We start from the raw sequence: 12,778 nt of genomic DNA on the forward strand, positions 1-12,778 counted from the left end.
GATCGGCTTGGGTGGTAGCCGATGGCAGGAGACCGCCCGTACTCGACCTACCGCGCCGGCAGCCGCCGCCCGCCCGCCCGCCGCGGCCGCGGCCGGGGCCCCGCTCTCGCGGCGATCGTCGCCGCGCTGGCCGCCGTCGCGGCGGTCGCGTTCCTCGTCCTGCGCGGGACCGGCGGGCCGGAGCCGGGCGAGAAGCTCGACGCCTTCCTGACCGCCTGGCAGGGCGGCGAGGACGCCGCGGCGGCGGAGCTGACCGACCGACCAGCCGAGGCCGCGAAGGCGCTCGCCGCCTCGCGCAAGGGCCTCGACGGCGCGAAGCTCACGGCCACCGCGGGCGACGTCGAGGAGGACGGCGAGCAGCGCGCGAGCGCCCTCGTCACGCTCCGCTGGACCGTCCCGGCGATCGGCGAGTGGCGCTACCGCAGCCGCGTCCGGCTCGTGAAGTCCGACGACGAGTGGAAGGTCCGCTGGCTGCCGAGCGTCATCCACCGCGACGTGACCGCCACGACGCGCCTGGGCACCGCCACCTACTTCCCCGACCGCGGCGAGATCCGCGACCGCGACGGCGCCGCGCTGGTCGAGAACCGGCAGGTCGTCGACATCGCGGTGCAGACGTCGAAGGTCGACGACCCCGGCGAGACGGCGGCGCGGCTCGCGGAGCTGGTCGACGCCGACGCGGACGCGCTGACGCGGAAGCTCGAGGACGCGCCGAAGGGCCGGTTCATCTCGGTCATCTCGCTGCGCAAGACCGACTACGACGAGATCGAGGGCGAGCTGGCCGAGGTCGCCGGCGTCTCGACCAACGTCCGGCGCGCGGCGCTCGCACCCACGAAGGGCTTCGCGCGCGCCGTGCTCGGCGCGGTCGGCCCCGCGACCGCCGAGCAGGTCGAGGCGTCCGACGGCCGCCTGAAGGCCGGCGACGAGACCGGCCAGTGGGGCCTGCAGCAGCGGTTCGACGCCCAGCTGCGCGGCAGCGCGACGCGGATGATCGTCACGCGCGACGTCACCACCGGCGACGTCGTCGACGAGCTGCTCGTCAAGAAGGGCAAGGACGGCGAGGCGCTGCGCACGACGCTCGACCGCGACGTGCAGGCGGCGGCGGAGAGCGCCCTCGGGGACACCGACCGCAAGGCGGCGCTGGTCGCCGTGCAGCCGTCGACCGGCGACGTGCTCGCGGTCGCCAACCGCCCGACCGACTCGACGCTCAACCGCGCGTTCAGCGGCCTCTATCCCCCGGGCTCGACGTTCAAGATCGTCTCCACCGCGGCGCTGCTGCGCGACGGGCTCGACGTCGGCCAGACGGTCGACTGCCCGAAGACGACCACGGTCGGCGGGCGGTCGTTCCGCAACTTCGAGGGCGGCGCCGCGGGCGCGGTGCCGTTCCGGACCGACTTCGCGCAGTCGTGCAACACCGCGTTCGTCTCGCTCGCCGGCCGGCTCGGCGACGGCGACCTGACGGAGGTCGCGCGCGACTTCGGGCTGGGCGAGGAGGTCGAGCTGGAGCTCGGCGTCGGCCGGTCGAAGGTGCCTGCCCCGAGCGACACCGTCGCCAAGGCGGCGATGATGATCGGCCAGGACAAGATCGTCGCGTCGCCGCTGGCGATGGCCGGCGTGGCCGCGACGGTGGCAGACGGCCGTTGGCGCGCGCCGCGGCTGATCCGGGGCGAGGACGGCGAGGGCTCCGACGCGCGGGCCGGCGACCCGCTTCCCGAGGGCGACGTGGCGACGCTGCGCGAGCTGATGCGCGCGGTCGTCACCGGCGGCACGGGCACCGCGCTCGCCTCCCTCCCCGGCGAGCCGCGCGGCAAGAGCGGCACCGCGGAGTACGGCGGCGGCGACCCGCCGCCGACGCACGCCTGGTTCGTCGCCTACCGCGGCGACGTCGCGATCTCGGTGCTCGTCGAGGGCGGCGAGTCCGGGGGCCGCGTCGCGGCCCCCATCGCAGCGAGGTTCTTCAGCGCGTTGGGCGCCGGCGGCTAGAGCTCGGCCAGCACGACGAGTGCCGCGCGGCCCGGCTCGCACCGGCCGACGAGCGCCCGGTAGCGGACGCCGAACGCCCGCGCCGGGCGCACGATCTCGACCTCCGGCTCGGCCGACGACAGCGGCGAGCGCGCCGCGCCGGAGACGAGCCCCTGCAGCCGGGCGCGCGCGCCGTCGGACGAGTCCGCCGGCACGAGCAGGCGCTCCAGGGACTGGTCGACGACGTCGATCTCGGCGAGCTGGAAGAGCGCCTCCGCCCCGCGCGACACCGCGCGGATCGACAGGCCCGCATCGACGACGACGAACGCGTCGTGCGGCGCCGGCGCGAGGCCGGCGTCGGCGGTCAGGAGCAGGCCTAGCCCGCAGTCGCCGCAGACGCGCGTCTCGGACACCGCGGCCGGGTCGGGCCGCGCGCCGCAGTAGCCGCAGAACGTCCGCGGCTGGGGCGCGGCGACCTCGACGGCGCGGAGGATCTTGGCGTGGTTGGCGCTCATGAGACCTCCCGCACCTCCTCCGGCTGCACCCGCCGGCGCCGGCGCGACGCCGGGGGCACGAGCGCGAAGAGGTCCTCCTGCGCGGCGCTCGGCGTGGTCGACAGGACCTTGGCCCGCGACTCGGGCCCGACCGCGTGGACGTCGCGGTGGAAGAGCGCGAGCGGCAGCCGCCCGACGGCGCTGCGGATGCGGTACGCCCACCGCGCCAGCGCCTCGTCCCCGGCGCGCGACCCGGCCATCACGACGACGTCGGGCTGGACGGCGGCGACGACGTCGGTGAGCCCGCCAGGCGCCTCGACGGGCAGCGTCAGGACATCCGCGCCGGCCCGCACGCAGAACAGCTCCAGCGAGCGCAGCTGCGCGGCGCTCGGGTCGAGGTCGCTGCCGCACGCGTCGCCGACGATGATCGAGATGCCGCGCGACGGCGGCGGCGAGAGGCGGCGCGCGCGGCGCAGCCAGTCGCCGGCCCACGACGCGGCGTACGCCCAGTGCGCGTCGTCGGGCCCTTCGCGGCGGTGGATCTCGCGCAGCGCCGGGAGGAGGACCTCCTCGACGGTCCGCTCGACGGAGCGCAGCCCGAGCGACGCCTCGAGGGCGTGGTCGGCGCGGACGGCGTCGAACGCGCCGAGCGATCGCACGAGCGCGTGGACGTCGGTGCTCAGCCCCTCGCGGGCGACGGACACCGCCGACGAGATCGACAGCCCCTCGAGGAGCGCCTCCCGCAGCGCGGCGACCTCCGCGTAGGTGTAGAGCCGGTGGTTGCCCCGCGAGCGCTGGGGCCTCGGGTACCCGAAGCGGCGCTCCCAGGCGCGGAGGGTGTTCGCCGTGACGTTCAGGAGCGCCGCGGCCTCGCTGGTCTTGAGGGTCCTCATCCGTGAACTCGCAGTTACGTCAGACCGGAAGATCGTTGCAGGTACCGCGAGAGCATTTGCACAGGTTCCCGTACAGATCCTGTCCCAGACCTACCGCATGACCGGCCTGACCGTCCATAACGCAGGAGAAGTCCACTCGATTCTCCCATGGAGGGCAACCCATAATGCGTCGTGTCAAGCTTGCGCTCATCCCCATCGCCGTCGCCGCCGTCGAGCTCTTCGGCGCGTCAGCCGCGAACGGGAACTTCCGCATCAAGTAATCGACCATGCGTCGACAGGGCGCGCGGGCGTCGATACGCTCACCCGCGCGCCGATGGACGACGCGCGCCCCCACTCTCCTTCGCTGGCCGGCCCCCTGGCCGGGTGCCTGGTCGCCGCCATCTGGTGCGTCCTGGTCGCGGACGACCGGCTCACCGACCCGCTGACGTGGCTGCTCGCCGGCGGCGCGGTCGTCGCCAACCTCCTGTCCGTGCGCTTCGCCGGGCAGATGTTCGTCTCGGCGTCGTTCACCTGCACCTCGGTCGGGTTCGCCGTGCTCGGCCCGGCCGCGGCCTTCGTCATCGCCGCGGCGGGCGAGCTCGGGGCGTGGCCGTTCGCGCGCCTGCGCCCCTACGCGCTGGCGGTCAACGTCCTCTCCGCGGGTCTCCCGGCGCTCGTCGCCGGCGCGATGTTCGAGGCGATCGGGCCCTCGCCCGACGACCCGCCGCTGTTCATGCTCGCCCTCGCGGGCCCGGCGGTCCTGGCGCTCGTGCTGAGCTTCATGACCGTCTCGCTCTTCAGCGCCCCGACCTGGCGCGAGGGCGTCGCCGCCTGGCGGCACGTCCCCAGCCCGTTCGCGCCCGCGCTGCTCTGGGCGGTCCCGGTCGCGGCGGGTGTCGCCTACGTCTCGGTGCACGTCCAGACGCTCGGGCTGCTGGCGCTCGTGCTCCTCCTGCTCGGCGTGACGTACATGCTCCAGCTCGTCGCCGCCCAGCGCCAGCAGCGGCTGGACCACTCGCTCGCCGGCCACGAGGTCGTCGCGGGCATGCTGCGCGCGCTGCGCCAGCGCGACGAGGAGAGCGCGCGCCACGCCGCCGCGGTCGCCAAGTGGGCGCAGGAGATCGCGATCGCCGCCGGTCTCGACCAGCAGGCCGCCCGCGACGCGCACGCCGCGGGACTCCTGCACGACCTCGGGCGGCTCGCGCTGTCCGACGTCGCGCTGGGCGCCGAGGGCACGCTCACCGAGCACGAGTGGCAGGCGATCAAGCGCCACCCGCACGCGGGCGCCGAGATGCTGCGCAACGTCGGCGTGGAGGACGTGGTGGCCGACGCGGTCGCCGCGCACCACGAGCGGCCGGACGGGCGCGGCTACCCGCTCGGCCTGGCCGACGGCGAGATCCCGGAGCTGGCGAAGGTCGTCGCGGTCGCGGAGGTCTACGACACGCTCACCGCCGGCACGACCTACCGCCCGTCGATGAGCTCGTTCCAGGCGCTGACCGAGCTGCGCCGGGTGAGCGGGACGCAGCTCGACGCGCGCTTCGTCGAGGCGCTCGCGGCCCTCCTGGCGCACCGCCCGATGGCCGAGCGCCACGCCACCACGGTGGACCTCGACGCGGAGCTCGCGCTGAAGCGCCGCGTCGTCCAGGCCACGGCCTCCGCGACCTGAGGCGGCTGCGCCCCGGCTGCGGGAGGGTTACACCGTTTCCGTGGAGGTTCGGTGTCGCAAGCTGCACGCTTCGCGCAGACGAGTCGACGTACGCCGACCGGTGGGCGAGGGTTCCCGGCAGGTGATGACCGGGCGAACGAACTGGACCCGCAGAGCCGGGGCCGGAGACCCGAGGCAGCCCGCGCCCCCGACGTGCCCGGTGGCGATGGACGGGACGGCCGGTCGTCACCAGCGGGAGCCGCCTGCCCCGCCGCGCGCGGGGCGTCCCTCAGCCATGTGACCCGTTTGGGGGACGCCGTACCGCGCGCGGTGGGGGGGCCATCCTCGCCCAGAGGGCTCGGATGACCTCAGGAGAGTTCGCTGGGGCGAACTCTCCCAGGTTTCGCGATGATCCCTGCGTGCCTGACGCGGCTACCGGCCCGCTCGCCGTCCTCTCCTCCGGGGCGCGCGAGCGGCTGCCTGACCTCGCTCCGAGCTTCCTCCCGCCCGCGCTCGCGACGCTGACTGACGAGCGGGAGCTCGACCCCGATGCGTGGGTCCTGGAGCGCAAGCTCGACGGCGTCCGCTGCCTCGCGGTCGCGCGCGACGGCGACGTGCGCCTGTTCACCCGCAACGAGCTGGACCGCACGGCGAGCTGGCCGGCGGTGGCGCAGGCGGTCGCGCGACTCGGCGTGGACGTCGTGCTCGACGGCGAGGTGCTGGCGATGGGCGGCGACGGCGCCCCGCTCGGCTTCCAGGCGCTGCAGCGCGGCAGCCACGCGGTCGCGCTGTGGGCGTTCGACGTGCTCCAGGTCGCGGGCCGGGACCTGCGCGCGCTCCCCCAGCGCGAGCGCCGGGCCGTGCTCGACGCGGTGGTCGGGCGCGGGTCGGACGGCCTGCGCCGCGTCGCCGAGCTGGACGGCCCGAGCACGGAGCGGTACGCGGAGGCGTGCACGGCCGGCTGGGAGGGCCTGATCGCCAAGCGCCGGGACGCGCCGTACCCGCGCGGGCGCTCGAAGGACTGGCTGAAGCTCAAGTGCCTGCTCGAGCAGGAGCTGGTGATCGGCGGCTACACCGAGCCGCGCGGCGCGCGCACCGGCTTCGGCGCGCTGCTCTGCGGCTACCACGAGGACGGCGTGCTGCGGTACGCCGGCAAGGTCGGCACGGGGTTCGACCAGCGGACGCTCGACGCGCTCGCGCCCCGGCTCGCGGAGCTGGAGCGCCCGGAGCCGCCGTTCGGCGAGCCGGTCACGCCGCGCCCGCCCGGGACGCACTGGGTGGCGCCTCAGCTCGTCGCGCAGGTGGCGTTCGCGGAGTGGACCGCCGCGGGGAGGCTGCGGCAGCCGCGGTTCCTCGGGCTCCGCGAGGACAAGGCCGCGGCGGAGGTCACCCGGGAAGGGACGTGAACCGGGCGCGGCGCGGGCGGCGCCGGGGCGATGGCCCACGCCGCGGCGGTCTTGCGCAGGCCGGCGAGGGCGAACGTGCCGAGCACCGCGGGCAGCCACAGCGCGACCGCGCGGTAGGCGAAGACGGCGGGCAGCGCGAGCGACGCGTCGACGCCGAAGGCGAGCAGGATGCCGGTGGTGCCGCCGGCGACCATCCCGGGGAGCGGGATCGTGTTCGCCACCGCGCCGGTGAAGTACGCGAGGACCAGCACGGCGAGCGGCGGCGGCGCGCCCAGCGCGGTGAACATCACGGCGAGCACGGCGAGGTCGAAGCCCCACCACATCAGCGCGCCGGCGAGGCGGGCGTCGGGGCGGCGCACGTGGCCCGTGGCATCGTCGATCGCGGCCGCCAGCGCGCCGGTGCGGGAGCGCCGCACGGAGAGCGCCGCCACGATCACGCCGCCGCCGAACAGCGCCGGCAGCACCATCAGCGCGAGCGGCCCCTCGCCCGGCGCCACGCCGAACGCGAGCGACAGCCCGGCCGCGGCGAGCGCCGCCATGAAGACCGTGTAGAGCAGGACGAGGAACGTCAGCAGCGTCCGCACCGCGACGCGCGCGGGCAGGCCGGCGCGGGCCAGCGCCCACAGCGTCAGCGCGATGCCGCCGAGCCCGGCGGTCGGCAGCAGCCGCGTGGCCGCGGCGCCGCTCAGCGCGATCTCGGCGCTCTGGCGCAGGCGGATCTTCTCCGCCGCGCGCCCGGCGATCAGCCAGAAGAGCAGCACGTACCCGGCGAAGGACAGCGCCTCGAACGCGACGCCCGCGACGACCCACCGCCAGTCGGCGGCCAGGGCGCGGTCGAACGCCTCGCGCAGCTCCGCCGCGGGGCCGCCGGTGAACGTCAGGACGGCGAGCAGCGCCGCGACGAGCCCGCCCGCGATCGCGAGCTGGCGGCCGGACGGCCGCGGGAGCGCGGAGCTGGGCCTCACGTCCAGCGCCTCCGCCCCCGCGGCCGACGGCTGGGCGTGCCGCATCAGCGCATCGGAGGCGCTGGCCGCACGCCGGACGAGCGCGGACCGGAGCCCGGCGGCGCTGGGGGTGGCCGCGAGGGTCTCGGTGTTGGATCGTGCCGTGCTCATCGTGAGGAGATGGTCGTCTCGAAGGGGGTGTTCGCGCATCGGGGATGTCCCGGATCCACCCTCCCGGATGACACCTACGGGGCGGTTACCACCGGTCATGTCCCTTAGGACCGGGCCGCCCGCCGGAACTCATCGTTGGTAGCCTCCGGCCGTGTGAGCAACCACCGAACGGCAGACGGTGGAATCGCCGCGGCCGACGAGCGCACAGTCGGCGACGGGCTGCGGGCCGCGCTCCCGCTCTTCCTCCCCACGCTGCTGATCGGCGTGTCGTTCGGCGTCGCCGCGCGCACGCTCGGGTGGGGCGTGTGGGAGCCGATCGTGATGTCGGTCGTCGTCTTCTCCGGCAGTGCGCAGTTCGCCTCGACCGGCGTGCTGGCCGCGGGCGGCGGGCTTGGCGCGGCGATCGGGGCAGCGACGCTGGCGAACCTCCGCTTCCTCCCGCTCGGGCTCCTCACCGCCCCGGCCACGCGCGGCGGCGCGGTCCGGCGCGCGTTCGAGGGCCAGCTGACGGTCGACGCGTCGGTGATCCTCGCCACCGACGAGCACGGCCGCGTCTCGCGCGGCCTCTTCATCGGCGCGACGATCACGCAGGCGATCGCGTGGATGGGCGGGACGGCGCTCGGCGCGGCGGTCGACATCGGCTCCGACGGCGACGCGCTCGGGATCGACGTGATCTTCCCGGCGTTCTTCCTCTACCTGCTGTTCGCCGAGGCGCACGCCGGCGCGCACCCGTACCGCGTCGCGGCGCTCGGCGCGCTCATCGCGTTCCTCCTCATCCCGGTCGCGCCGGCCGGGATCCCGGTCGTCGCCGCCACGCTCGCCGCCTTCGCCGGGATGGGGCGCCGCCGGTGAGCACCGCGTGGACGCTCATCGGCGCGCTCGCCGTCATCAACTTCGCGATCAAGGCCGCCGGGCCGGTGATCGCCGGCCGCCGCGAGCTGCCCGACGTCCTGCAGCGGTTCATCACCGCGTCGGTCCCGGCGCTCGTCGCGGGCCTGGTCGTGACGGGCACGTTCGCGACCGACGGCGAGCTCGTGCTCGACGAGCGCGCCGCCGGCATCGCGTTCGCGGGTGGCGCGATCGCCCTCAGGGCGCCGATGCTCGTCGTGCTCGTGGGCGCCGCCGCGACGACGGCGCTCCTCCGAGCGGTCTGAGCCCTACCCGGCCGCGGCCTCGCGCTCGCGGTCCTTGAGGATGCGGCGCAGGATCTTGCCGGACGCGGACTTGGGGATCTCGTCCACGACCTCGACGGCGCGGACCTGCTTGTACGAGGACACGTGCTCGGCCACGAACGCCTTGATCTCGTCGGGCGTCACCTCGCCGGAGAGCACGACGAACGCCTTCGGGATCTCGCCGGCCTCCTCGTCGTCGACGCCGATCACCGCGACGTCCGCGACCTGCGGGTGCGTGATGATGAGCGCCTCCAGCTCGGCCGGCGGGACCTGGAAGCCCTTGTACTTGATGAGCTCCTTGACGCGGTCGACGATCGAGAAGTAGCCCTCGTCGTCGACGATCGCGACGTCGCCGGTGTGCAGCCAGCCGTCCTCGTCGACCGTGGCCTTCGTCGCCTCGGGGTTGTTGAGGTAGCCGGCCATGACGTTCGGGCCGCGCATCCACAGCTCGCCTCGCTCGCCCTCCGGCGCGTCCTCGCCGGTCGCCACGTCGACGATCCGGCACTCCATGTTCGGCAGCACCGGCCCGATCGTGCCCGGCTTCGTCGCGCCGGTGAGCGTGTGGGAGTGCGACACCGGCGACGACTCGGTCATGCCGTAGCCCTGGAACACCCGGCAGCCCAGGCGCTCGGCGCACGCCTTCTCCAGCTCCTCGCCCAGCGGCGCCGCGCCGGACATCACGACGCGCAGCGAGGAGAGGTCGTACTGGTCGACCAGCGGGTGCTTGGCCAGCGCGAGCGCGATCGGCGGCACGACGTAGGCGCGCGTGACCTTGTGCTCCTGGATGTTGCGCAGGAACTGCTCGAGGTCGAACCGCGGCATCGTCACGACGGTCGCGCCGTTGCGCACGCCGTTGTTGAGGATCACGGTCATGCCGTAGATGTGGAAGAACGGCAGCACGCCGATCAGCACGTCGTCCGGTGCGACGGGCATGACGGCCTCGACCTGGAGGAGGTTGGCCACGAGGTTGCGGTGCGTGAGCATCACGCCCTTCGGGTGACCGGTCGTGCCGGACGAGTACGGGAGCGCCGCGAGGTCCTTGGCCGGGTCGACCTCGGGCTCCTCGCCGGCCTCCATCGGCTCCTCCTCGACGAGCCCGTTCCACTCGTCCTCGCCGACGACGAAGAACTCCTCGATGCCCGCCTTGTCGCCCGCCGCGCGCGCCTGCTCGGCCGCCTGCGGCACGGTCACGAGGTACCGCGCGCCCGCGTCCTTCAGCTGGTACGCGATCTCCTCCGGGTTGTAGACGGGGTTGATCGTCGTGACCGTCCCGCCGCTGAGGATCGTGCCGTGGAAGGCCACGCCGTACTCGGGGATGTTCGGGCTCAGGAGGGCGAGCACGTCGCCCTGGCCGAACCCGCGGATCTGCAGGCCGCCGGCGAAGCGCCGGATCTGGTCCTCCAGCTGGGCGAACGACAGCGCGCGACCCGATGGCCCGTCGACGAGCGCGGGCTTGTCGCCCAGCTCCGCGGCCTTCTCGAGCACGAACGGGGTGAGCGCGGCGTCGGGGATCACGACGTCGGGGAACGGGCTTCCGATCGGCATGGTCGGCAAGCTAATGGACCGTGACTGCTCAAGCGAACGTCGACGTCCTCCGGAAGCTGCATGACGGCTCGGAGTTGCTCGTCCTCCCCAACGTCTGGGACGCCGCGAGCGCCCGGACCGTCGCGGCGCTCCCCGGCTGCCGCGCCATCGCCACCGCCTCGTGGGCCGTCGCGGCCATGCTCGGCAAGCCCGACGGCGAGGTCGTCACGCGCGACGAGATGCTGGGCGCCGTCGAGCGCGTCGTGCACGCCGTGCCCGGCCTGCCGGTGACGGCGGACCTGGAGGCGGGCTACGGCGACGTGGCGGAGACGATGAAGCTCGCGCGGGCGATCGGCGTCGCCGGGTGCAACCTCGAGGACGGCGTGGGCGAGACCACGCTGCGGCCGCTCGACGAGGCCGTCGCGCGGGTGCGCGCGGCCGTGGAGTCGGGGCTCGTGGTGAACGCGCGCTGCGACGCGTACCTGGCGGGCCTGGACGGCGCGTTCGACGTGGCGGTGGAGCGCGGGCGGCTGTTCGTCGCCGCGGGCGCGGACTGCGTGTTCGTGCCGGGTGTCGTCGATCTCGACGTCATCGGCGAGCTGGTCCGCGCGATCGGGCCGGTGAGCGTGCTCATGCCGGTCGACGAGCCGCCGCTCGCGCGGCTGCGGGAGCTCGGCGTGCGGCGGGTGTCGTTCGGGCCGGGGCTGCAGAGCGCCGCCCTGGCGACCGTCGCCTCCGTCGCGACGGCGCTGCTCGCGGGCTAGCCCGGGTTCGTCAGCGACACGAAGTCGAGCAGCGCGGTGCGCGCGTTGCCGACGATCGGCGCGCCGTGGGCGGGCAGGAGGTGGTCGAACTCCACCTCCTGCGCGAGCCGCCCGTACGCGTCGAGGAGGCCGGTCTTCACGCCGATGGGGTCGTCGCCGAGCAGGTCGTCGGGGACGAACTGCAGCCCGCCGTAGTTGACGACCCCGTCCGCGACCGCGACCGCCCTGGCGCTGGGGATCACGAGCGCGGTCTCGTCCGGGCAGATGACGCCGATCTCGCGGGCGACGACCCCACCAGGGAGCGTGTCGCCGAAGTCGAACGGCGTGACGTCGCCGGGGAGGTCGTGCAGGCCCGGGCGGCTCGCGTGGATCGGCGCGCCGAGCTCACGCGCGGCGCGGAGGTGGTGGCGGTTGGTGAGGAGCACGGCGTGCACCTCGGGCAGCGCGCCCGACCCCTCCTCCGGCAGGAGCGGGTCGATCGCCACGCCGGCGTCGGTCAGCAGGTAGCTCGACGACTCGAGCCCCGTGTTCGGGTGGATGGCCGTCCAGTGCAGGACGCCCGGGACGATCTCGCGGATCGGCTGCGGCATGCCGCGGACGCTACCCGCGCCGCCGCCCCGCCACCCGCGCCGCGGCCGCTCCGCCGTCGCTGCCTATGCGATGCTTAGGCACATGCCCTCCGACCTCACCCTCGGCGACGCGGCGAAGGCGCTCGGCGTCAGCACGGACACCCTGCGGCGGTGGGACCGCGCGGGGAAGCTCACGACCGTCCGCGACGAGCGCAACCGCCGGCGCGTGCCCGCCGCCGAGATCGAGCGGCTCTCCGCGCGCCCCCACCGCGCGCCGGCGGGCGACGCGGTGTCCGCGCGCAACCGCTTCCCGGGCATCGTGCGGTCGGTCGAGGTCGACGGCGTGATGGCGCTGGTGGAGATCGAGGCGGGGCCGTTCCGCGTCGTGTCCGCCGTGACGCGCGACGCCGTCGAGGAGCTGGGGCTCGCAGAGGGCGTCCGCGCGACCGCGATGGTCAAGGCGACGTCGGTCATGGTGGAGCGCACACGGTGAGGCGCGGGCTCGCCGCCGTCGCGCTCTCCGCCGCGCTGGCCGCGGCGGGCTGCGGCGACGACGACGAGGCCGGCGGTGACGGCGACCGGCTGGTCGTGTCCGCGGCCGCGTCGCTCACCGACCCGCTCACCGCCTGCGCCAAGCAGCTCGACGGCGCCGACGTGAAGCTCTCGTTCGCCGGCTCCGACGAGCTGGCCGCGCAGATCCGCCAGGGCGTCAGGCCCGACGTGTTCGCCGCGGCCAACACGACGCTCCCCGACGCGCTGCACGAGGAGGGCTTGGCCGACGAGCCGCAGGTCTTCGCGACGAACGAGCTCGTCGTCGCCGTGCCGCAGGACTCCGACGTGCGCACGATCGGCGACCTCACGCGCGACGGCGTGACGGTCGCGGTCGGCGACGAGGAGGTGCCGGTCGGCGCGTACACGAAGGCCGTGCTGGAGCGCCTTCCCGCCGGAGACGCCGCGGCGATCCGCGCGAACGTCCGCACCGAGGAGCCCGACGTGAAGGGCGTGCTCGGCAAGGTCGCCCAAGGCGCTGCCGACGCGGGCTTCGTCTACGCGAGCGACGTCGAGGCCGCGGGCGACCGCGTCCGGTCGATCGCGCTGCCCGACACGCTGCAGCCGCAGGTCGAGTACGGCGTCGCGATCGTCCGCGGCGCGGGCAACCCGGACGGCGCCGACGCGTTCGTGACGAGCCTCATCCGCGGCGCGTGCCAGCAGGCGCTGCGCGACGCCGGGTTCGGGCCGCCGGGCGCCGCGGGGTGAT

At 75.0% G+C, this 12,778-nt stretch carries 12 protein-coding genes and 1 pseudogene; 8 read left to right on the forward strand and 5 right to left on the reverse strand.

What is annotated here, in order from left to right; genetic code table 11:
* The first annotated feature begins 21 nt into the window (after nucleotides 1-21).
* A complete protein-coding gene (locus AC1UE5_RS24575; RefSeq protein WP_482928571.1) occupies nucleotides 22-1,980 on the forward strand; it encodes a penicillin-binding transpeptidase domain-containing protein in 1,959 nt (652 codons plus the stop codon).
* Here AC1UE5_RS24575 and AC1UE5_RS24580 read toward each other — a convergent pair.
* Together AC1UE5_RS24580 and AC1UE5_RS24585 are read right to left on the reverse strand one after the other, a co-directional pair.
* On the reverse strand, nucleotides 1,977-2,474 hold the full coding sequence (locus tag AC1UE5_RS24580; RefSeq protein ID WP_482928572.1) for a nitrogen regulation protein NR(II): 498 nt from the start codon (nucleotides 2,472-2,474) through the stop codon (nucleotides 1,977-1,979). The genes AC1UE5_RS24575 and AC1UE5_RS24580 overlap by 4 nt on opposite strands.
* Nucleotides 2,471-3,346 carry a MerR family transcriptional regulator gene (locus AC1UE5_RS24585; protein WP_482928573.1) on the reverse strand — a complete coding sequence of 292 codons (876 nt, stop codon included), beginning with the start codon at nucleotides 3,344-3,346 and terminating at the stop codon, nucleotides 2,471-2,473. Before AC1UE5_RS24585 ends, AC1UE5_RS24580 begins: the two co-directional genes overlap by 4 nt.
* 313 nt (nucleotides 3,347-3,659) lie before the next feature.
* On the opposite strand from AC1UE5_RS24585, the gene AC1UE5_RS24590 reads away from it, so the two are divergent.
* On the forward strand, nucleotides 3,660-4,991 hold the full coding sequence (locus AC1UE5_RS24590) for an HD-GYP domain-containing protein (RefSeq protein ID WP_482928574.1): 1,332 nt from the start codon (nucleotides 3,660-3,662) through the stop codon (nucleotides 4,989-4,991).
* A gap of 398 nt (nucleotides 4,992-5,389) precedes the next feature.
* A complete protein-coding gene (gene ligD, locus AC1UE5_RS24595) occupies nucleotides 5,390-6,376 on the forward strand; it encodes a non-homologous end-joining DNA ligase (protein WP_482928575.1) in 987 nt (328 codons plus the stop codon).
* 89 nt (nucleotides 6,377-6,465) lie between these two features.
* On the opposite strand, the pseudogene AC1UE5_RS24600 reads toward ligD, so the two are convergent.
* Nucleotides 6,466-7,590: pseudogene (locus AC1UE5_RS24600) on the reverse strand (lysylphosphatidylglycerol synthase transmembrane domain-containing protein); the annotation flags it as partial.
* Nucleotides 7,591-7,644: 54 nt separating this feature from the next.
* Between AC1UE5_RS24600 and AC1UE5_RS24605 the strand changes: the two are divergent.
* Together AC1UE5_RS24605 and AC1UE5_RS24610 are read left to right on the forward strand one after the other, a co-directional pair.
* Nucleotides 7,645-8,343, forward strand: coding sequence for an AzlC family ABC transporter permease (locus tag AC1UE5_RS24605; protein WP_482928576.1), 699 nt, complete (start codon nucleotides 7,645-7,647; stop codon nucleotides 8,341-8,343).
* Complete coding sequence (locus AC1UE5_RS24610; RefSeq protein WP_482928577.1) at nucleotides 8,340-8,645, forward strand: AzlD domain-containing protein; 306 nt, start codon at nucleotides 8,340-8,342, stop codon at nucleotides 8,643-8,645. Before AC1UE5_RS24605 ends, AC1UE5_RS24610 begins: the two co-directional genes overlap by 4 nt.
* Before the next feature lie 3 nt (nucleotides 8,646-8,648).
* On the opposite strand, the gene AC1UE5_RS24615 is transcribed toward AC1UE5_RS24610, so the two are convergent.
* A complete protein-coding gene (locus tag AC1UE5_RS24615) occupies nucleotides 8,649-10,208 on the reverse strand; it encodes a 4-coumarate--CoA ligase family protein (RefSeq protein ID WP_482928578.1) in 1,560 nt (519 codons plus the stop codon).
* Nucleotides 10,209-10,228: 20 nt separating this feature from the next.
* Here AC1UE5_RS24615 and AC1UE5_RS24620 point away from each other — a divergent pair, with 20 nt between their 5' ends.
* Nucleotides 10,229-10,951, forward strand: coding sequence for an isocitrate lyase/PEP mutase family protein (locus AC1UE5_RS24620; RefSeq protein ID WP_482928579.1), 723 nt, complete (start codon nucleotides 10,229-10,231; stop codon nucleotides 10,949-10,951).
* Here the strand turns inward: AC1UE5_RS24620 and AC1UE5_RS24625 are convergent.
* Nucleotides 10,948-11,541, reverse strand: coding sequence for a hypothetical protein (locus AC1UE5_RS24625; RefSeq protein WP_482928580.1), 594 nt, complete (start codon nucleotides 11,539-11,541; stop codon nucleotides 10,948-10,950). The two genes, AC1UE5_RS24620 and AC1UE5_RS24625, sit on opposite strands and share 4 nt — an antisense overlap.
* 82 nt (nucleotides 11,542-11,623) lie before the next feature.
* On the opposite strand from AC1UE5_RS24625, the gene AC1UE5_RS24630 reads away from it, so the two are divergent.
* Nucleotides 11,624-12,013 carry a TOBE domain-containing protein gene (locus AC1UE5_RS24630; RefSeq protein WP_482928581.1) on the forward strand — a complete coding sequence of 130 codons (390 nt, stop codon included), beginning with the start codon at nucleotides 11,624-11,626 and terminating at the stop codon, nucleotides 12,011-12,013.
* On the forward strand, nucleotides 12,010-12,777 hold the full coding sequence (gene modA / locus AC1UE5_RS24635; RefSeq protein WP_482928582.1) for a molybdate ABC transporter substrate-binding protein: 768 nt from the start codon (nucleotides 12,010-12,012) through the stop codon (nucleotides 12,775-12,777). The genes AC1UE5_RS24630 and modA overlap by 4 nt, the downstream gene beginning before the upstream one ends.
* Nucleotide 12,778 lies beyond the last annotated feature (1 nt).

Source organism: Parviterribacter multiflagellatus (assembly GCF_056863265.1).

Coding starts and splice junctions, on each gene's coding strand:
- AC1UE5_RS24585 (WP_482928573.1), bottom strand. CDS start 3,346: ATGAGGACCCTCAAGACCAGCGAGGCCGCGGCGCTCCTGAACGTCACG.
- AC1UE5_RS24580 (WP_482928572.1), bottom strand. CDS start 2,474: ATGAGCGCCAACCACGCCAAGATCCTCCGCGCCGTCGAGGTCGCCGCG.
- AC1UE5_RS24625 (WP_482928580.1), bottom strand. CDS start 11,541: ATGCCGCAGCCGATCCGCGAGATCGTCCCGGGCGTCCTGCACTGGACG.
- AC1UE5_RS24630 (WP_482928581.1), top strand. CDS start 11,624: ATGCCCTCCGACCTCACCCTCGGCGACGCGGCGAAGGCGCTCGGCGTC.
- AC1UE5_RS24615 (WP_482928578.1), bottom strand. CDS start 10,208: ATGCCGATCGGAAGCCCGTTCCCCGACGTCGTGATCCCCGACGCCGCG.
- AC1UE5_RS24590 (WP_482928574.1), top strand. CDS start 3,660: ATGGACGACGCGCGCCCCCACTCTCCTTCGCTGGCCGGCCCCCTGGCC.
- AC1UE5_RS24575 (WP_482928571.1), top strand. CDS start 22: ATGGCAGGAGACCGCCCGTACTCGACCTACCGCGCCGGCAGCCGCCGC.